Origin of the sequence: Bacillus sp. BP-3 (genome assembly GCF_028401955.1) — a bacterium.
Classification (GTDB): Bacteria; Bacillota; Bacilli; order Bacillales; family Bacillaceae_G; genus Bacillus_A.
Window position 1 is genome coordinate 360,473 of the sequence record NZ_JAQOTJ010000004.1, and the last position, 19,934, is coordinate 380,406.

The 19,934-nt window shown below is 35.7% G+C and carries 19 protein-coding genes; 6 read left to right on the forward strand and 13 right to left on the reverse strand.

What is annotated here, in order from left to right; all coding sequences use genetic code 11:
- Positions 1-7: 7 nt before the first annotated feature.
- Positions 8-1,057 (reverse strand): cytochrome c oxidase subunit II, encoded by a 1,050-nt coding sequence (gene coxB, locus PLX19_RS09460; RefSeq protein WP_272188263.1) that lies wholly within the window; start codon positions 1,055-1,057, stop codon positions 8-10.
- Between the two features lie 92 nt (positions 1,058-1,149).
- On the reverse strand, positions 1,150-2,073 hold the full coding sequence (cyoE, locus tag PLX19_RS09465) for a heme o synthase (RefSeq protein ID WP_272188264.1): 924 nt from the start codon (positions 2,071-2,073) through the stop codon (positions 1,150-1,152).
- A 628-nt stretch (positions 2,074-2,701) separates the two neighbouring features.
- Between cyoE and PLX19_RS09470 the strand changes: the two genes are divergently transcribed.
- Positions 2,702-3,649, forward strand: a complete 948-nt coding sequence (locus tag PLX19_RS09470; RefSeq protein ID WP_272188265.1) for a COX15/CtaA family protein — start codon at positions 2,702-2,704, stop codon at positions 3,647-3,649.
- Between the two features lie 100 nt (positions 3,650-3,749).
- Here PLX19_RS09470 and pyc read toward each other — a convergent pair whose 3' ends face one another.
- From pyc to PLX19_RS09485, 3 genes are all read right to left on the reverse strand, one after another.
- On the reverse strand, positions 3,750-7,193 hold the full coding sequence (gene pyc / locus PLX19_RS09475; RefSeq protein ID WP_272188266.1) for a pyruvate carboxylase: 3,444 nt from the start codon (positions 7,191-7,193) through the stop codon (positions 3,750-3,752).
- Between the two features lie 336 nt (positions 7,194-7,529).
- A complete protein-coding gene (locus PLX19_RS09480) occupies positions 7,530-8,729 on the reverse strand; it encodes an FtsW/RodA/SpoVE family cell cycle protein (protein WP_272188267.1) in 1,200 nt (399 codons plus the stop codon).
- Positions 8,730-8,870: 141 nt separating this feature from the next.
- Positions 8,871-9,155 (reverse strand): YlaN family protein, encoded by a 285-nt coding sequence (locus PLX19_RS09485; RefSeq protein WP_020059288.1) that lies wholly within the window; start codon positions 9,153-9,155, stop codon positions 8,871-8,873.
- Positions 9,156-9,308: 153 nt separating this feature from the next.
- Here PLX19_RS09485 and PLX19_RS09490 point away from each other — a divergent pair, with 153 nt between their 5' ends.
- Entirely contained in the window at positions 9,309-9,806 is a 498-nt protein-coding gene (locus PLX19_RS09490; protein ID WP_272188268.1) for a peptidyl-prolyl cis-trans isomerase, read from the forward strand.
- Positions 9,807-9,883: 77 nt separating this feature from the next.
- Here the strand turns inward: PLX19_RS09490 and PLX19_RS09495 are convergent, their stop codons facing one another.
- Positions 9,884-11,212 carry a PhoH family protein gene (locus PLX19_RS09495; RefSeq protein WP_272188269.1) on the reverse strand — a complete coding sequence of 443 codons (1,329 nt, stop codon included), beginning with the start codon at positions 11,210-11,212 and terminating at the stop codon, positions 9,884-9,886.
- Between the two features lie 166 nt (positions 11,213-11,378).
- Entirely contained in the window at positions 11,379-11,834 is a 456-nt protein-coding gene (locus PLX19_RS09500; RefSeq protein ID WP_272188270.1) for a pyridoxamine 5'-phosphate oxidase family protein, read from the reverse strand.
- Positions 11,835-12,089: 255 nt separating this feature from the next.
- On the opposite strand from PLX19_RS09500, the gene PLX19_RS09505 reads away from it, so the two are divergent.
- Positions 12,090-12,290: a YlaI family protein gene (locus PLX19_RS09505; protein ID WP_272188271.1), complete on the forward strand. Its 201-nt coding sequence runs from the start codon at positions 12,090-12,092 to the stop codon at positions 12,288-12,290.
- Positions 12,291-12,429: 139 nt separating this feature from the next.
- On the opposite strand, the gene PLX19_RS09510 is transcribed toward PLX19_RS09505, so the two are convergent.
- The 3 genes from PLX19_RS09510 to typA form a co-directional block, all read right to left on the reverse strand.
- Entirely contained in the window at positions 12,430-12,705 is a 276-nt protein-coding gene (locus PLX19_RS09510; protein ID WP_272188272.1) for a hypothetical protein, read from the reverse strand.
- A 14-nt stretch (positions 12,706-12,719) separates the two neighbouring features.
- Complete coding sequence (locus PLX19_RS09515) at positions 12,720-13,022, reverse strand: YlaH-like family protein (RefSeq protein WP_272188273.1); 303 nt, start codon at positions 13,020-13,022, stop codon at positions 12,720-12,722.
- A 174-nt stretch (positions 13,023-13,196) separates the two neighbouring features.
- Positions 13,197-15,041 (reverse strand): translational GTPase TypA, encoded by a 1,845-nt coding sequence (gene typA, locus PLX19_RS09520; protein ID WP_272188274.1) that lies wholly within the window; start codon positions 15,039-15,041, stop codon positions 13,197-13,199.
- Positions 15,042-15,182: 141 nt separating this feature from the next.
- Between typA and PLX19_RS09525 the strand changes: the two genes are divergently transcribed.
- Positions 15,183-15,362, forward strand: a complete 180-nt coding sequence (locus tag PLX19_RS09525; protein ID WP_272188275.1) for a DUF5325 family protein — start codon at positions 15,183-15,185, stop codon at positions 15,360-15,362.
- A gap of 67 nt (positions 15,363-15,429) precedes the next feature.
- On the opposite strand, the gene PLX19_RS09530 is transcribed toward PLX19_RS09525, so the two are convergent.
- A complete protein-coding gene (locus PLX19_RS09530; protein WP_272188276.1) occupies positions 15,430-16,218 on the reverse strand; it encodes an inositol monophosphatase family protein in 789 nt (262 codons plus the stop codon).
- 88 nt (positions 16,219-16,306) lie between these two features.
- A complete protein-coding gene (locus PLX19_RS09535; protein WP_035429204.1) occupies positions 16,307-16,495 on the reverse strand; it encodes a hypothetical protein in 189 nt (62 codons plus the stop codon).
- Between the two features lie 208 nt (positions 16,496-16,703).
- Here PLX19_RS09535 and PLX19_RS09540 point away from each other — a divergent pair, with 208 nt between their 5' ends.
- Positions 16,704-17,330, forward strand: coding sequence for a YktB family protein (locus PLX19_RS09540; RefSeq protein WP_272188277.1), 627 nt, complete (start codon positions 16,704-16,706; stop codon positions 17,328-17,330).
- 82 nt (positions 17,331-17,412) lie between these two features.
- Here the strand turns inward: PLX19_RS09540 and PLX19_RS09545 are convergent, their stop codons facing one another.
- The gene (locus tag PLX19_RS09545) at positions 17,413-17,682 is read right to left on the reverse strand and encodes a UPF0223 family protein (protein WP_272188278.1); all 270 of its coding nucleotides are present in this window, start codon (positions 17,680-17,682) and stop codon (positions 17,413-17,415) included.
- A 465-nt stretch (positions 17,683-18,147) separates the two neighbouring features.
- Here PLX19_RS09545 and PLX19_RS09550 point away from each other — a divergent pair, with 465 nt between their 5' ends.
- Entirely contained in the window at positions 18,148-19,632 is a 1,485-nt protein-coding gene (locus tag PLX19_RS09550; RefSeq protein ID WP_272188279.1) for an aminotransferase class I/II-fold pyridoxal phosphate-dependent enzyme, read from the forward strand.
- The last annotated feature ends 302 nt before the right edge of the window (positions 19,633-19,934 follow it).

Genomic DNA, 19,934 nt, shown 5'->3' on the forward strand with positions numbered 1-19,934 from the left:
TTTCTCATTACTTTTCAACTTTTAATGTTTTCAAGTAAGCATTTAATGACTCTACTTGATCGTCAGTAAGATTACCGTATTTTCCAGTCATTTTATTTCCTGGTTTCATGCTTTCAGGGTCTTTTAACCATTTTTTTACATTTTCGTCATTGTTTTCAGCAATTCCCGCAACCATATCACGGTCTGCAAAATTTGCTAAATTAGGTGCGATACGTGCAGAAGGTGGTCTGCTATCATTTGATCCAACAGCATGACAACCGATACAACTCTTTTCAAAAATTTGTTTTCCTTCTTGCTCTTTCGAAGTAGCAACAGTCTTTTTACCATCTAATTCTTTCATACTAGCAACCCATTTTCTGTACTCGCTTTCATTAACAGCTTTCACTTTAAACTGCATTAAAGAATGAGAAGGTCCGCAAAATTCTGTACAAAATCCATTATATGTGCCGGTCTTATCTGCTTTAATCCACATCTTGTTCACATTATCTGTATTTGTATCCATTTTTCCAGCTAAAGATGGCACCCAAAATGAGTGTTTGATATCAGCACCTTTTAAATTTAAATACACTTTTTTACCTGTAGGGATGACTAAATCTTGCGAAGATACTAATTTTTCATTATTGTAAGAAAATTCCCACCAATAAAGATTCGCTGTTACATCAACAACGATTGTATCTTTATCAATATTCTTTTTCTCCATTCCACTTACGTCAGCAAGTTTAAACGTATATGTAACAGTAGGGACAGCCAATACCAATAAAAGTAAAATCGGAATGACTGTCCATATAATTTCTAGCTTGTGATTTCCTTCTACTTGCTTCGGAATATAATTTTCCTGGCCTTTCCTTTGACGGAAACGCACAATTACATACAAGAAAATAATCGTAACTACAAGAACGACACCAATCATGATTGCACTAGCTAATAACAATAAATCATATTGCATTTTTGCTACTTCACCTTGTGGAATCAAAGTAGATTGAAAGGCTTTACCGCATCCCCCTAACAGTAAAGCCACTAGTGAAACAAGCGAAAGCAATCGCCACTGTTTCTTCATGCAAACAACCCCCACTTTCTTTGTTAATTAGATTGTACTTTATAGTAAGTAAAGTAAATCTCAACGTAAAGAAATCCCCTGTTGTCGTTGTCTTAGAAGAAAGTTACAACAATCATTGAAATAAATAAGATTGTTAAATAATTTAAGGAGTATACAAACATTTGCACGGACCATTTGATGTCATCTTTCTTACGGAAGCCATAAAACCCTAACACGATCCAACCGATGTTAAGCAAAGTTGCAATTACCATAAATGTTACTCCAAGTGCATTCATATAAAATGGCAGTGGCAATAAGCATACTGTCCAAATCATAATTTGACGTTTTGTAATATCAAATCCATGCGCAACAGGAAGCATTGGAATACCTGCATTACGATATTCTTCAACACGTTTCATCGCAAGTGCGAGGAAATGTGGAATTTGCCAAACAAACATGATTAAGAATAGCATCCAAGCAATAGGATGATTCAAGCTAGGATCAATAGCTGCCCAACCGATTAAAGGAGGAACTGCACCTGATACACTCCCTACTACTGTATTTAACGTATATTTTCGCTTTGTCCATAATGAATATAGAACAACATACGTAAAGAAACCAATAAAACCAATAAATGCTGCCATTGGTGTTGTAAATAGTAAAAACACAAAGCCCAGAAGCGCAATTGAAATACCTAATGTTAATGCGAATCCAGGTTTATATTTCCCTGTTACTGTTGGGCGATTTTTTGTTCGTTCCATTAAATGATCAATATCACGGTCAATATAGTTATTTAAGCTACATGCCCCCGCCATAATTAATGCAGAGCCGACGATTGTAAAAAACATTTTATCTAAATGGTCCATTACATTCAATCCATTGAAATGTAGAGCTAACCATAATCCTGTAAATACAGTAAGTGTATTTGAATTTACAATCCCCATCTTAACGAGCGCTAATAAATCTTGTACACGTGTTGTTTCCGGTACATTTGTTACAGCTGACTCATCATGCAGTTCACTTGTTGCATGGTTCATCACTTTAACCCCCTCTTAAAACTTCCATACTTTCTTTTGCCTATTTACTTAAAATAAAACAGCATGCTTTTATACAGCAATATTATTACAGTGGAAATGTTGTTTTATGATTTTACTATTAATATACACTTCTTGCTAGAATATATTAAAACATATTTCACGAAGAAATTGTGAAGAAAACATGAACTTTTTGTGTCTATGACTTAAAAAGTTTTCCCATTACTTCATCAAGTATAGAATGTAATTATCTTTTATAATAAACCATTTTGTCAGATTCTGCATGTATTTCCGTGTATTTCTTTATAAAACTCACTATTTTTTGTTAAAATAAGCAATTTATTTTCCTTTCTTTCTCCCTTTCTCTCCCCTTTGCTATTTTATCAGATTTTCTATATCATAGGACTGTAGTGCATTTCTGTTTCTATAACATTTATGGCTATTTACAAGTAGCTAAGCCTGTACCTCAAGATTCTAAAGACAGAAAGAATATAGGTTAGGAACTGCTCGTATGCGCCAAATTAGTTTAACTAACCCTTGGTAAGGATGAAAAACAACAGCGAGGGAAGTTTTACTTTATTTTATTAAAATATTGCACAATAACTTTGAAATTGAAAGTTGGTGAAAAAGATTGCAACGCTTTATAAAATGGTTAGCAGTCATTACAAGTCTTGATTTATTATTTGTACTACTTGGCGGAGCATTAGTTACTAAAACTGGCTCTGGACAAGGCTGTGGTAAATCTTGGCCGCTGTGTAACGGAGAACTTGTTCCTTCGAATTTATCCATGGAAACAATTATTGAACTCAGTCATCGTCTTACTTCAGGTTCTGCAGGAATTCTCGTTACACTACTATGTATCTTATCTTGGAAATATTATGGACACGTTCGTGAAACAAAAGCACTGGCTATTTTATCTTTCGTGTTTTTAATAGCGCAAGCGCTAATGGGCGCTGCTGCGGTTGTGTGGGGGCAAGTTCCGGCTGTATTAGCAATTCACTTCGGTATTTCCCTTATTTCGTTTGCTGCTGTTATTTTATTAACACTTCTTATCTTTGAGATCGATAAGAAATTTGATGCCCATTCACTTGTTATTGATAAGAAGATGAAATTTCATATTTACGGTGTAACAATTTACAGTTATCTTGTTGTTTATACAGGAGCGTTAGTGCGTCATGAGCATGCGAGTTTAGCATGTCCGAGTTTCCCATTATGCAGTAAAAATAGCCCACTTCCAATGCAGTTTCATGAATGGGTACAGATGGGACACCGAATTGCAGCTCTATTAATTTCCGCTTGGATTTTATATGCAATGCTGATAGCTATTAGGCATTATAAGCAACAACCTGTTGTCTGTTATGGATGGATTACAGCTTTCATTCTTGTCGCGTGTCAAGTAATCGCTGGTATTTTAGTTGTATATACAGAAGCAAGCTTAGCAATGTCACTTCTGCATTCACTCTTTATATCATGTTTATTTGCTGTATTATGCTATTTAGTGATGCTAGGAACACGTAGTAAAACAAACATGAAAAATACAGAAATACATCGTACTACTAAGCAAACGAAACTATCATAATAACTTGTCTCTTCGACAAGTTATTATTTTCAAAAAGCAAAAGAGCTGCACAAAAGCAGCTCTTTTTTATTTCCAAAATTGGAGTAATAGCCTTATTTTATCACTCGAATTCAATCAGCAAATCACCTGTTTGAATTGCATCTCCGTCTTTCACATACACTTTTTTCACCGTGCCAGTAAATGGAGCTTGTACAGTTGTTTCCATTTTCATCGCTTCTGTAATTGCCATGGTATCACCTTTTTTCACTTGCTCCCCTTCTTTTACCACCACTTTAATTACAGTGCCCGGCATTGTAGCATTAATATGACTTGGATTTTCACGATTCCCTTTCACTCGTTGCGAAACCGTCGCTTTAACACTTTCATCTTTTATAACAATTTCACGAGGCTGTCCATTAAGTTCAAAGTAGACAACACGTGTACCATCTAATTGTGGTTCTCCAATCGAAATCAATTTCACAATTAACGTTTTACCGCGTTCAATTTCCACACCAATTTCCTCGCCAAGTCTCATCCCATAGAAGAATGTTGGTGTATCAAGAACAGAAATATCTCCATATTGCTCTGCAACCTTTTGATAATCCATAAATACTTTTGGATATAACGCATACGCTACAATATCAAACATCGTTACTTCACGACCAAGTTTATGGAATAATTCTTCTTTTAATACTTCAAAGTCAATCGATTCTAATAATTCACCTGGTCTTACTGTTAAAGGCTCTTTTCCTTTTAGAATAATCTCTTGTAACTCTTTAGGGAAACCACCATATGGTTGTCCAAGATCACCAGAAAACATCTCCACAACTGATCCCGGGAAATCCAATGCATGACCACGTTCATAAATATCTTTCTCTGTTAAATGATTTTGTACCATAAATAGAGCCATATCACCGACCACTTTTGAAGATGGAGTTACTTTCACAATATCACCGAACATATCGTTAACACGACGATACATTACTTTCACTTCATCAAAACGATCTCCTAATCCGACAGCTTTTGCCTGCTGCTGTAGATTACTGTATTGGCCACCTGGCATTTCATGCATGTAAACTTCTGTATGCGGTGCATTCATTCCACTTTCAAAAGAAGAATAATATTTACGAACATCTTCCCAATAATGAGAGAGTTTCTCTAATGAATTTACGTCCACATTTGGTTGTCTTTCATTTCCTTCTAATGCATAGAACAATGTATTAGCGCTCGGCTGAGATGTTAAACCAGCCATAGAGCTTACCGCAACATCTACAATATCAACACCAGCTTCAATTGCTTTCGCATATGTTAATACACCGTTCCCGCTAGTATCATGCGTATGAAGATGCACCGGAATCGATACCGTTTCTTTTAATGCGGATACTAGATCGTATGCTGCATTTGGTTTTAATAATCCTGCCATATCTTTAATCCCTAAAATATGAGCACCCGATGCTTCTAACTCTTTTGCTAAGTTTTTATAGTAATTTAAATCATATTTACTGCGCATTGGATCATGGATATCACCTGTGTAGCACATTGTTGCCTCTGCAATTTTACCACTTTGACGCACAGCATCAATTGCAACACGCATACCTTCTACCCAGTTTAAGCTATCAAAAATACGAAATACATCAATACCCGCCTGCGCAGAACATTCTACAAACTTTTGAATTAAGTTATCTGGATAGTTTTTATATCCCACTGCATTTGATGCGCGAAGAAGCATTTGAAATAATACATTGGGCATACTCTCACGTAATTGTAATAAACGTTCCCATGGATCTTCTTTTAAGAAACGATACGCGACATCAAATGTTGCTCCGCCCCACATTTCTGCCGAAAATAAATTCGGTAACATTCTTGCTGTTGGTTCAGCAATTTGTTTCAACTCTTCTGTACGAATACGCGTTGCTAATAATGATTGATGTGCATCACGAAATGTAGTATCGGTTAATAAAACTTGTTTTTGTTCTTGAACCCATTTTACTAATCCATCGGCTCCGCGCTCATCTAAAATTTGTTTCGTACCAGCCTTGATTGGTTCAGAATGTATTATGTTTGGAATGCGCGCTTCTGCAAAAATCGGTTTTTCTTGTTTTCCTACTCCAGGGAATCCATTTACCGTTACCGTGCCAATATACGATAGCATTTTTGTACCACGGTCTTTTCGTTTTGGAAATACGAATAGTTCCGGTGAGGAATCGATAAATGATGTATCATATTCTCCCGATAAAAAGTTTTGGTGTTTTACAACATTTTCCAAAAAAGGAATATTTGTTTTAATACCACGAATCCGGAATTCTTTTAAGTTACGTACCATTTTTGATGCTGCTTGTTCAAACGTTAATGCCCAAGTTGTTACTTTTACAAGTAATGAGTCATAATATGGTGTAATAACTGCACCCTGGAAGCTATTTCCTGTATCTAAACGCACCCCAAAACCGCCACCAGAACGATACGCCATAATTTTCCCGGTATCTGGCATGAAGTTATTTAGCGGATCTTCTGTTGTCACACGAGATTGAATTGCAAATCCATGCGTAATGATATCTTCTTGTTTTGGAATACTTATTTTTTCACTATGTAAAGCATATCCGTCAGCAATTAAAATTTGTGATTGAACGATATCAATACCTGTAATCATTTCTGTAATTGTATGTTCCACTTGAACACGTGGATTCACTTCAATGAAATAAAATTCGTTTCCTTTTACTAGAAACTCAACTGTTCCCGCGTTCACATAATTAACATTTTTCGTTAATTGAACTGCAGCCTCACAAATACGATTGCGCAGTTCAACTGGAAGAGACACACTTGGTGCTACTTCTACCACTTTTTGATGCCTACGCTGTACAGAACAATCGCGTTCATATAGATGAACAATATTTCCCTGTTCATCTGCTAATATTTGTACTTCAATATGCTTTGGATTTTCAACAAATTTTTCTACATATACTTCATCGTTCCCAAATGCAGCTTTCGCCTCGGATTTCGCACGATCATACGCTTCCTTTAATTCTCCTGCACTGCGTACAATCCGCATCCCGCGTCCGCCACCGCCAAGAGCTGCTTTAATGATAATCGGATAACTATACTTTTTCGCAAAATCGGCTACTTCTTCAAGATCATTTATAGGACCATCACTACCAGGAATAACAGGGATATTCGCCAATTGCGCTTGTGTTCTTGCCTTTACTTTATCTCCAAACATGTCTAAATGCTTACTCTTTGGACCGATAAAAATAATTCCCTCTTCTTCGCAACGTTTTGCGAATTCGATATTTTCTGACAAGAATCCGTATCCAGGGTGAATTGCATCAACATGATTACTTTTTGCAATTTCAATAATACCTTCAATATCAAGATATGCATCAATTGGTTTTTTACCTTCTCCTACTAAATACGCTTCATCTGCTTTATAGCGATGATATGAGCCGCTATCTTCCTTCGAGTAAATCGCAACTGTGCGTAGCCCTAATTCTGTACAAGCACGAAACACACGAATTGCGATTTCTCCGCGGTTAGCTACTAATACTTTCTGAATACGTTGCAGCCTTTTCATGATTTTCCCCCTCTATTTTCCTACCATTCAAAACACTATAAATTTGTCCCGTTTTAGCGGGAGTAAGTATTTCACTTTCAGCAGTACTTTTTCACTGCGTGTAAGCTTCACCTTATTTTTATTCATCATACCTTATTTTTTGACAAATGATAAGCACTCTGTCCATTATTATATGACAAAATTAGTATAGCATAAAAAGAAGGAAGCAACCATTCTTTTTGTAGAACACATTTAATAAATGTGACATACTCTTTATTGTGAAATAACAAAATAAACATCTTTTTTTCTGAAGATATGCAAATAAAAGAAGCTTTGTACATTTGTACAAAGCTTCTTTTATTTAACAATAACAAGATGTCTCTCTTGTTTAGGTTGTTGTTGCTCTTGCTCTTGCTCTCGCTGCTCTCTTTTTTCTTGCTGTTTCACAAAACTAGCTACATTTAATAAAATTCCCATTGCCGCTAAGGTTGACACTAAAGAAGTACCACCATAACTAACAAATGGCAGAGGCACACCAGTAAGTGGCATAATTCCCGTAATGCCGCCTAAGTTTACAATAGATTGCACCCCTATCATACTCCCAATTCCAATCGCAAGTAAGCTTCCAAAAGGATCTTTACATTTTTGTGCAATTCGAAAAGCACGAACGACAATGACTAGTAAACCTATTAAAATAATAGCCACTCCAACAAACCCTAGTTCCTCTGATACAATTGCCATAATAAAGTCTGTATGCGGTTCTGGTAAATACCCATACTTTTGAATACTATTTCCTAAACCTCTACCACCTACACCACCAGAAGCAATACCAACAAACGAATTGATTAATTGAAATCCCTTCCCTTGCGCATCACTAAACGGATTCCAAAATGTAGTGAACCGTGCAATTTGAACAGGTGTTAAAACATTTTTCCCTATAAGATATCCGAGCGGAATCCATATAATAGATGTAAGAACAATTCGTTTTAGCCAAACTTGAAAGGGGATCCCTGAACAGAACGTCATAATCCCAATCGTTGATATAATTAATAATGTTGTCCCTAAATCAGGCTGTTTTAAAATTAAATAAATTGTAATCAATAAAAAAATAAACACTCGGCCAGCACCATGCCAAATCGGTCCATCTGTTGCTTGCTTTTTTGCATAAAAACGCGCTAATACAATGATGATCCCTAATTTAACAAACTCCGACGGCTGTACACCAAACACCCACGATTTCGCATGATTCACAACAATTCCCCATTTTAAAACAATTAACAGCATTCCTACGCTAACCACAACGATTAAAACAGCAATGATACGCTTTCGCCAAACTTGAAAGGGAACAAACATAGCAATAAGCAATCCAATTGTTCCGACGATTAATGCTTTTAACTGTGATAGAAAAAAGTGATCGCTCGTCCACCCGTATTTCGGATAATATTTTGTAATCGCAACAATAGAGCTGGCACTATACACCATAATAACGCCGATCACACATACGATAACAAGAGGAAGCACTAAAGAATAATCTATTGACTTCCAGACTCTTTTCATTCAAAATCCTCTTTCTCTCTTCTTTTTTACAGTTGTATTCCATATATATTTGCATTCTTCCTGCTTTTCAGGAAAAATCGTTTTTTTTCCACAAAAAAAGCTCAAACTGATTCAGTTTGAGCCCCTTATTTGAACCAGCTATTATTGTTTGTTTGTAAAAGCATCATGTAGCGCCGATAGCTCGCGTTCTAATTCTCCTAAAATTTCTTTACCTTGCTCTTCAGCAATGAGACCAAGACGAACCGCAAAATCAACTTCACGGGATAAGCCAAACATTTGTGTATCGAGTACCTCTTCGTACAATGGACACTGCGGCATCGTAAGGTGGTCCATTTGCACCTTAATAAGTTTTAAAATTTTCTCTGCATCAGCTTGTAGAAGGGCAAGTGCCTTTTCCTGATGATTTGTTACTGTCTCAGACGCCAAATTGGTTCCCTCCGTTTCCGTCCTACTCTCCTATCCTATCTATTAATATTAGCGATAGTTTTCATAAATTGCAATAGAAACATTTTCTGTGACAATTGTTCCTAGTCCTATTATACTGAAAAGTGGGAGTATAAGACAAATGGGGGAACAACAATGAATGAAATCTTATTTATTAACGGAAATGTACGCTTTCCAATTACAATTGATCCAAGTGTCTGGATTTTTGATGATCGAAAAGTTGACTTAACAACATACTTTACAACTCCAAAAGAAAAAATAAGTGAGTTAGCACAATATACCAAAGAAGCATCCAAACATTGGGATCGTGAAATTAGAGAAGGAGCTATTTTTCCACCGGTTAATAAAAGCGTTGCAAGATTTGAAAAAGAAAAGATTATTACCGGAACATTCGGCATACCTTTTTTACCTTTTTTAGAAAACGCAGAAATTTCTAATGACGCAACACTTGTAGAAATTCATACTGAATCTGGTATTACAACCATTTCAATAAACGAAGCAAAGGATGCTATTCTCGGTTTTTCTAGTATAGGGAAGCCACTAAAAGAAGATGGCCCTGTTCACCTTTATTTCGGTGATGGCTCTAATGTCAATAATCCTATTCGATATATTCGAAAATTTACTATTGTGTAAAATGAATATTCTATTAGTGAAAGAACTTATTGTTTGTTCATAGAAAACAAATAAGAGTGGCTTATCGCCACTCTTTCCTACAATAAATCTGCTGCTAGTTGCGCTAAGTTAGAGCGTTCACCTTTTACAAACTTCACATGTCCACTAATTTTTTGTTCTTTAAACTTCTCTACCACATATGTTAAACCGTTATTATATTCATCTAAATATGGATGATCAATTTGCTGTGGATCTCCCATTAAAACAATTTTACTTCTCTCTCCAACACGCGTTAAAATTGTCTTCACTTCATGTTTCGTTAAATTTTGTGCTTCATCGATAATAATAAACTGCTCTGGAATACTACGTCCACGAATATATGTTAGAGCTTCTACTTCAATAGAACCCATTCCCGCTAAGATTGCATCTAATTCACCAGGCTTTTTTGTATTGAATAAATATTCTAAATTATCATAAATCGGTTGCATCCAAGGTCTTAATTTTTCCTCTTTCTCTCCTGGTAAATATCCAATGTCTTTTCCAACTGGAACAATAGGTCTTGCCACGAGTAACTTTTTAAACATTCCCAAATCTTCTGTTTGCATTAGTCCTGCAGCTAATGCTATTAATGTTTTCCCCGTTCCAGCTTTTCCTGTCAATGTTACAAGAGGAATGTCTTCACGTAACAACAATTCCATCCCCATAATTTGTTGTACATTTCGTGGACGAATTCCCCAAATCTGCTCATTTGGAAAAATAAGCTTTTTTATCTTTTTCCCTGAATGATCTACAATCCCAAGAGCCGAACTTGATCCACCTAAAGCATCTTTCATTACAATAAATTGATTGGGATAAAACGGATGATTCGCAATTTCAGAAAGAGGAAGCTCTCCTTTTTCATAAAAACGGTTTAAAATCTCTTTTTGTATGTAATACTCTAAGAAGCCCGTATATATGTTTTCTACTTCCGTAACACGATCACTCAAATAATCTTCAGCTTGTAAACCTAGAGCATCAGCTTTTACTCGTACAAGTACATCCTTACTCACAAGGATGACAGACTTTCCATTTTCTTTTTCTTGCTCTTCTAATGATAAATTTTTAGCCACAGCTAAAATACGATTATCATTTGTTTTTTCTACAAAAATATCTTGTAATTGAACAAATGAACGATGATTTAATTCAATTCGAAATGTCCCTCCATTCTCAAGAGGAATGCTATCATGTAATTTCCCAAGTTCACGAAATTTATCTATTAGTTTTGATACATAGCGTGCATTCCTGCCAACCTCATCCATATAGCGTTTCTTTGAATCTACTTCCTCTAACACAACAGCCGGAATGACTACATCGTTATTTTCAAATGAAAAAATAGATAACGGATCTTGCAAAAGTACATTCGTGTCTAGCACATAAATTTTATTCAACCTGTTACCCCCTGACTCCACCATTAAATTTGTAGAACAAGGGTTTCATCCATGATTATGGACGAACCATTGTTATAATTATATGTACTGTACAAACGAGGTAGAATAGAAATCACTTAAAATACAAAGAAAAGGATGAACAACTTTCTTTGCTGCCCATCCTTTTTCACATATCCTTCATCGCAGATACAACTTGATTGTCTAACTTTGCCGCAGCACGAAGATCATATGTTTTTTCATATTTCGGTTCAATAGCAAGTTTCGCACCATAAAACATTACGTCACGCACTTCTTGCACAGAAACTTCAATTAAAGTTAATTTCAGCGGAACACCTTCTATCCGCTCTGTTTTTATAATCGCTTTACCACTTATAGAATATACAGACTCATCTGCCATAACAGTCAGAACAAGTCCCGCATGATGACGCAAATTTTCTACAATGCGAGAGCGTTGATCCACTGCAAAACGAATAACTTTTTCATCTATTGCATATACCCATGAAATCGCACTTACATTTGGAATGCCTTTCTCAAAATCAGTCGTTGCAATTGTTACAATACGCTCTTCACGCAGCGCTTTCACTAAAGCATTTGTTAATGTTAGCTCTACTATATTTGCCATGTTTCCACCTCCATAAGCATCTATATTACTTTCGCTCTGCCAGGCACTTAACTGTAAAAACTTAAGAAAAGAAACCTGCCCTTATCGATCCACTAACCATCAGCAAAAATTATAATTCCACGTTGATAGTAGTTTCACTTATATAATAACCTATTTTTCGAATTGCGAAAATATTTATTTTTTCTCCTATAGTTCAAAAATATCTAAAGCACATGATATACTAAAGTAAGATAGAATTTGTGCCGAGGTGACAAAATGAGAGTTAAATGTATTCTTTGTGATAAAAGAGAAGATTTAAATGACGAAAATCCCGTTGCAAAACGGCTTCGCAATCGTCCTATTCATACATTTATGTGTAAACAATGTACGGATCGAATTTCAGAACGTACTTTAGAAAGACACGCAACTGGTAACTTCCGATTATATCGTGATAAAACAGTTGAAGATGAATGGTAATATGCTAATAGGTATATCGTTTATTTGAACGCTGAAAGCAATCAAATAAATATTACTGTATAGTAAATTCAGCCGTCTACGATATGATGTACATAATTGTAACGTATAAATAAGCTCTTATCGAATATAGGATAAGAGCTTATTTATATTTCTCTGGATCTCGATTTATCTGTTCTAAAAAACAATCAATTAGCTCAAGCGGAAACCGAACTGCTTTCTTTTCCCCTTCTCTTTCATATGTAACAAAATACATATCTTCCCTTTTTTCTACCGTTATATATTTTAACTGATGATCTTCATGTAGCATATTATGAAAAAGCATATATGTTTCTTGAGCAGCTTCATCATACGGACGAGCCTCCGCAACAACTTTAATTGTTAACCAATTATATAATGCATCTTGCACAGAATGCATCTTCCATTCCTCCTTTAGCTCGCTTTTGAATGTTTCGCTTGTCGTAAACGTAATTTATATATACCAAGTATAATAATCGCTACAACAAGCCCTTCTCCTACAGGCAGAAAAACAGCAAAAAAGGTTAAAATAGTACAACCTAGTATTAGTACAGTATAAATTATTGCATTCTTTAACAAAGATAACTTTCTAGCAAACCCTAAATTATAAACAATAATGCTGAATATAATAATTGTACCGTAAAGAAGCCACATTCCCACCTCTGGATCGACATCTACATTGTACAACTTCGCAAAAAATGACATTTTTTCAAGCACTACATTTCTCCCCCTTACTCACGCAAATAAATAACAACTCCTTCTATTTCATTTCCAATTTACTTACTATAAGAGTACCCTGCAAAAAAAATACTGTCCACAAAAAAGAACAAATTTTCAAAAAATAATTACGATAAAAAAGCTGCCTTTTATTAAAAGGCAGCCCTACATTACTTAAGCTTCTACAGATTTCTTTTTCTTAGCAGCTCTTTCGCGCTCACTCTTATCAAGAATCTTTTTACGAAGACGAATTGATTCTGGAGTTACTTCACAGAACTCATCATCGTTTAAGTACTCTAATGACTCTTCTAAAGTCATTAAGCGTGGTTTTTTCATTGTTGAAGTTTGATCTTTCGTCGCAGAACGAATGTTAGTTTGTTGTTTCATTTTTACAACGTTAACTGTTAAATCATTCTCACGTGTGTGTTCTCCAACAATCATACCAGCATATACTTCTGTACCTGGTTCAACAAAGATTACACCGCGATCTTCAACTTGCATAATACCATATTGTGATGCTTTTCCTGCTTCAAGTGAAACAAGAACACCTTGGCGACGTCCACCAACTTGTCCAGCATGTACTGGTTGGTAGCAATCGAATGTATGGTTTAAAATACCATAACCACGAGTTAATGTTAGGAATTCTGTCGTGTAACCAATTAACCCACGTGCTGGAACCATGAAAATAAGGCGAACTTGGCCGTTCCCGTTATTTACCATGTCTAACATTTCACCTTTACGTGCACCCATTGATTCCATAATAGAACCAGTGTATTCTTCAGGCACATCGATTTGTACGCGCTCTACAGGCTCACATCTTACGCCATCAACTTCTTTAATAATTACTTCTGGTTTTGACACTTGTAATTCGTATCCTTCACGGCGCATGTTTTCGATTAAGATTGATAAATGTAATTCTCCGCGTCCAGATACAATCCATGCATCAGGAGATTCTGTATTATCTACACGTAAGCTCACATCTGTTTCTAACTGTGAACGAAGACGTTCTTCAATTTTACGAGATGTAATATACTTACCTTCACGCCCTGCAAATGGGCTGTTATTTACAAGGAATGTCATTTGTAGTGTCGGCTCATCAATACGTAATAACGGCAATGCCTCTTGATGTTCAACTGGACATACCGTTTCACCAACGTTAATATCTTCCATACCTGAAACAGCTACTAGGTCTCCAGCTTTTGCTTCTTCAATTTCTTGACGTTTTAATCCCATGTAACCAAATAATTTTGTTACACGGAATTGTTTTACACTTCCATCAACCTTCATTAATGCAACTTGTTGTCCTACTTTCATTGTACCGCGGAATATACGACCAACTCCGATACGACCTACATAATCATTATAATCAAGAAGTGCTACTTGGAATTGAAGTGGCTCTTCACTGTTATCGATTGGTGCTGGAATATGATCAATAATTGTATCAAATAATGATTTCATATTCTCTTCTTGGTTTGCTGGATTTGAATCTAAGCTCGCTGTTCCGTTCATTGCTGAAGCAAATACAACAGGGAACTCTAATTGATTTTCGTTTGCACCAAGTTCAATAAATAAGTCGATTACTTCATCAACTACTTCGTCTGGACGAGCAAAGTCACGGTCAATTTTGTTTACAACAACGATTGGAGTTAAATTTTGCTCAAGTGCTTTCTTTAACACAAATCGTGTTTGTGGCATACAACCTTCATATGCATCAACAACAAGTAAAACACCATCAACCATTTTCATGATACGTTCTACTTCACCACCGAAGTCAGCATGTCCAGGTGTATCTAAAATGTTAATTCTTTTATCTTCATAATGAATCGCTGTATTTTTCGCTAAAATAGTAATACCGCGTTCTCTTTCTAAATCATTTGAATCCATTGCACGTTCTTCCACGTGCTCATTTGCACGGAACGTCCCCGCTTGACGTAATAACTGGTCAACAAGTGTTGTTTTACCATGGTCAACGTGGGCGATAATTGCTATATTTCGTAAATCTTCTCGTTTTTTCAACATGTCCAACTCCTAGTGTCTTTTTAATCCTTCTCTATTATAAGAGCGATGGGGATGCAATAGCAATCAAAATAAAATCAAGAATGAAAATATAGTTGTATTCTAACTTTTGTGAAAGTACAATGAAATTGGAGGGTGAAATAAATGGAACAAATTCAATATCGTTTTTTATTAACAGCGATCATTGGCGTTATTTTTATGATTGGCATTGGAATTATGATTGCTGAGAATAGCCCAGTCGGTGTTATTATTTGTATTGTCGGTACGGTTTTTACAATCGGATACGGATTTATAACAAAAAGAAAAATGCGTAAGCTACAATAACAGCAAAAAGTAAGAAGCGATTTTCTATGCCTCTTACTTTTTTGTTTTTTCTATGGATTTTATACACCTATTGTACATATTCTAACATCTCTTCATACACACCTGGTCTTGCAACGAGAACGCTGCTCTTCTCAAGAATTCGAAGCGGCTCTCCAGTAAAAGTGGTTACTTTCCCTCCAACCTCTTCTACAATAATCTTCCCACCGCCAAAATCCCATGGAGACAAACGAGGCGTCACATACGCATCTAATCGTCCTGTCGCTACATATACCATTTCAAGTGCTGCACAGCCATACGAACGTGTTCCTCTTGCTTTTTTTACAAGTTGTGCCATTTCTCTCATATCAAGACGAGGGTTATCAGTAAGCCACATAGCATTTACAGCAATAACTCCTGAAGATACTTCACTCGGCTGTAATGATGGGATTTTTATTTCATTACAAAATGCCCCAGCACCCATTTTCGCATGATATAACTCATCATGAACTGGGTCATATACGAGACCAATTTTCCCAATACCATTCTCATATATGCCAATTGAAATTGCAAAATTTCGCTTTTGATGAACAAAATTCATCGTTCCATCAATTGGATCAATTAACCACAAAATCCCATCCGTTGAAGCCAACTCATCGCCATATCCTTCTTCTCCGAGAATATAGTGTTTAGGAAATGTCTCTTTAATTTTCTCAATAAAAAATTGTTCAACTTCTCGATCCATATTTGTGACTAAATCAGAGGCATTTGACTTCGTTTCGATAATAAGAGACTGCTTCATTGATGAAACAAGGTGCTGCCCCGCTTCTTTTATCCATTGTTTTGCGTATGCATCAATTTCTTCCCATACCTCTTGCATATTTAAACACTCCGATCTGTACAGTTCACAGAAAAAACGAACCCTTTATAAGGTTCGCACCAACTATTTTTTTATACATACACTATTATTACGCCTCTAACCGGATCATTTCAAGTCTTAACACTTCTAATTTTTTCATACACTCTTCTTTTTTCATGTCATCATTTTCCATCATTGCATCATATAACGTTGCTAATTCATAATCTAATTCTAAACGTAACACCGGAATTCTCTTCTCCGCATCTGTTCTTTTTAATGCGTTAATTACCTGTCTCATATTCGTTTGCCTCCTCCCAATATTCGTTTGCCCTCGACTTTAAATTTACTCAATTTTCTGATTTTTTGTTTTATACTATATTATGTGGGATAAATCATCTATGCAACTAATTTGCATTTTTATCTTAAAATTTTTTATAAGCGTCCTTTTTTATGAATTGTACAAGCTATGTTAGAATAAAAACAAACTAGGAGTTGGAGGAACAACCATGACATCAAAAACTTTCAAAGAAAAAGACTTCACTGTGTTCTCTGTGGATGGTCTAGAAGAAAGAATGGCTGCAATTAAAACGAACATTCACCCGAAGTTAGAAGCTCTCGGCGAACAATTTTCTCATTTCTTAACAAATGAAACTGGTGAACCTTTTTTCTATCATGTCGCGAAACATGCACGTCGTAAAGTCAATCCACCAAACGATACTTGGGTTGCATTTTCAACAAATAAACGCGGATATAAAATGCTACCACATTTTCAAATTGGACTATGGGGGACACATGCTTTTATATACTTTGGATTAATTTATGAGTGCCCACAAAAAATGGAAGCGGCTCATGCCTTTTTAAAGCATTTAAATGATTTAAAAACAAATATACCAAATGATTTCGTTTGGTCCATTGACCATACTAAGCCTGATGTAAAATTACATAGCACTCTTCAATTAGAAGAGCTACAAAAAATGATTGAGCGGTTAAGCACTGTTAAAAAAGCAGAATTATTAGTAGGAATCCACATTTCTCCAGAAGAATTTGCAAATCTTACTGATGCACAATTCATCCAAAAAATTGAAACAACGATGCACTCACTCCTTCCTTTATATAAAATTTGTAATCGATAAAGTAAAACGGACAATATTTGTATTGTCCGTTTCTAGTTGTTATCCCATTATAACACTTCGATTTTGATTTTTCAAAAAATTTTTACATTTTAACAACATCTTCTTCTTGTAAATTTTTCGCCTTTTGAATTGTACGATAAATGGAATAACCACTCACTTCTTGGAATTCTTTGTCGATTTTCTTTTCTTCTGCTTTTCCTGGCACAATTTCTTTAAAATGACGATACAAACTCATCAAATCTTCTCTTTTCAATCCTTTTTCATAAACCTGTTCAATCGCTTCATAAAATTTAATTACTTCAATCATTTCTTCTGTTGACCAATCATAATGAATTGGATATTGATATTCCATAATAACACCTCATCTATTCCAGCACACTCTAATTTATTCTTCTTCATTATCATACGCGAGATAGAGTGAAACTTCCACCTGTATGCTTACTCACTAATAGTTTTACCAATCCGAAATCTTATCAATAATATTTTTCTTGAATCCAGCAAAAATATCATCCGTTAATCAAAATAGCTTTCACTATTTCCGTCACTTATTTTGCTCAAGCTCCGTTCGTCGATACTCTATCCTTGAATTTTCATCAATCCAGTGATTCATTTTTTACGAATAATCCTGCCAACATGAAGAAACGATAATTACCATTATTATTTTTCTATACATCTTCTCCTATAGGTGATATAATGCTTTTGTTTTATAGAACATAAAGGGATACTTCGAATAGTAGTGGGCATTTTTCTTCTGCTATTGATTAGTCGAACAGAATAAACATAAAACAAAACTAATAAATATTAACCAAAAGAAGGGGTGTATAAATTGTCCCAATACGAAACACCATTGTTTACTGCTTTAAAAGAGCACAGCAAGCGAAATCCAGTTCAATTTCATATCCCAGGTCATAAAAAAGGACAAGGGATGGATCCTGAGTTCCGCGAATTTATTGGGCATAATGCATTATCAATTGATTTAATTAATATTGCACCGCTCGATGATTTACATCATCCAAAAGGTATGATTAAGCAAGCGCAAGATTTAGCAGCAAAAGCTTTCGACGCGGATCATACATTTTTTTCTGTCCAAGGAACCAGTGGAGCAATTATGACAATGGTGATGAGCGTTTGTGGTCCTGGAGATAAAATTCTTGTACCACGTAATGTTCATAAATCTGTTATGTCAGCGATTATTTTCTCAGGCGCAAAACCGATTTTTATTCATCCAGAAATTGATCCAACATTAGGAATTTCACACGGAATTACAATTCCTTCTGTAAAAAAAGCGCTTGAAGAGCATCCTGATGCTAAAGGACTCCTTGTCATTAATCCAACATATTTTGGATTTGCAGCTGATTTAGAGCAAATTGTAAAGTTAGTTCATTCATACAATATACCGGTACTAGTTGATGAAGCCCACGGTGTTCATATTCACTTTCACGACGAAATGCCAATGTCAGCAATGCAGGCTGGTGCCGATATGGCTGCAACAAGTGTTCACAAACTAGGTGGTTCATTAACACAAAGCTCTATTTTGAATGTAAAAGAAGGGCTTGTAAACGTAAAGCATGTTCAATCAATTATTAGTATGCTGACAACAACTTCAACATCTTATATTTTATTAGCTTCACTTGACGTTGCAAGGAAGCGTCTTGCAACAGAAGGACGAGAACTTATTGCAAAAACCATTCAATTAGCAGAAGATGTTCGAAAACGAGTAAATGAGATCGAACATCTTTATTGTCCTGGTAAAGAACTACTAGGAACAGATGCAACTTTTGATTATGATCCAACGAAGCTCATTATTTCTGTAAAAAGATTAGGAATTACAGGACACGATGTAGAATTATGGTTAAGAGAGCATTATAATATAGAGGTTGAGCTTTCCGATTTATATAACATTTTGTGTCTTGTTACACTTGGAGATACAGAAGATGAAACAAATCTACTCGTGCACGCTCTGCGTGATTTATCAGCTACCTTTAAACATAGAGCAGAAAAAGGTGTACAAGTGCAAGTGGATATCCCAGAAATCCCTGTGCTTGCGCTATCTCCACGCGATGCCTTTTATTCTGAAACAGAAGTTGTTCCTTTTGCAGAAGCTGCCGGCCGCATTATTGCCGATTTCGTTATGGTCTATCCACCAGGTATTCCAATTTTCGCTCCTGGTGAAATTATTACAAAAGAAAATTTAGACTATATTCAAAAGAATTTAGAAGCAGGACTACCAGTACAAGGTCCTGAAGATATGACATTACAAACTTTACGCGTCATTAAAGAATATAAAGCGATTAGCGAATAACTCCCTTCCCACTTCATATTTTGGAGTGGGTCTTTTCATTCACAAATATTCCTCTCCAGCCTTCATATCCTTTTTCCTATGCACCCTTTATTCGCCTATTCATACAATATAATGTGAAACTTCCATCAGGTGAGAAGCCTGCCCAACCCAGCTCTTACGGATAGTTCTCTCCTTGCAATCACTAAACGTTCGTATACGTGTCACAGTAGTTGGTGATGATCAATTAGATATCTCAGAGTACTTTTCTTAACTCCCTCTAAATTTTAAGCTGAGAGCCTCACCGCCCTTTAATTCAAAATCAA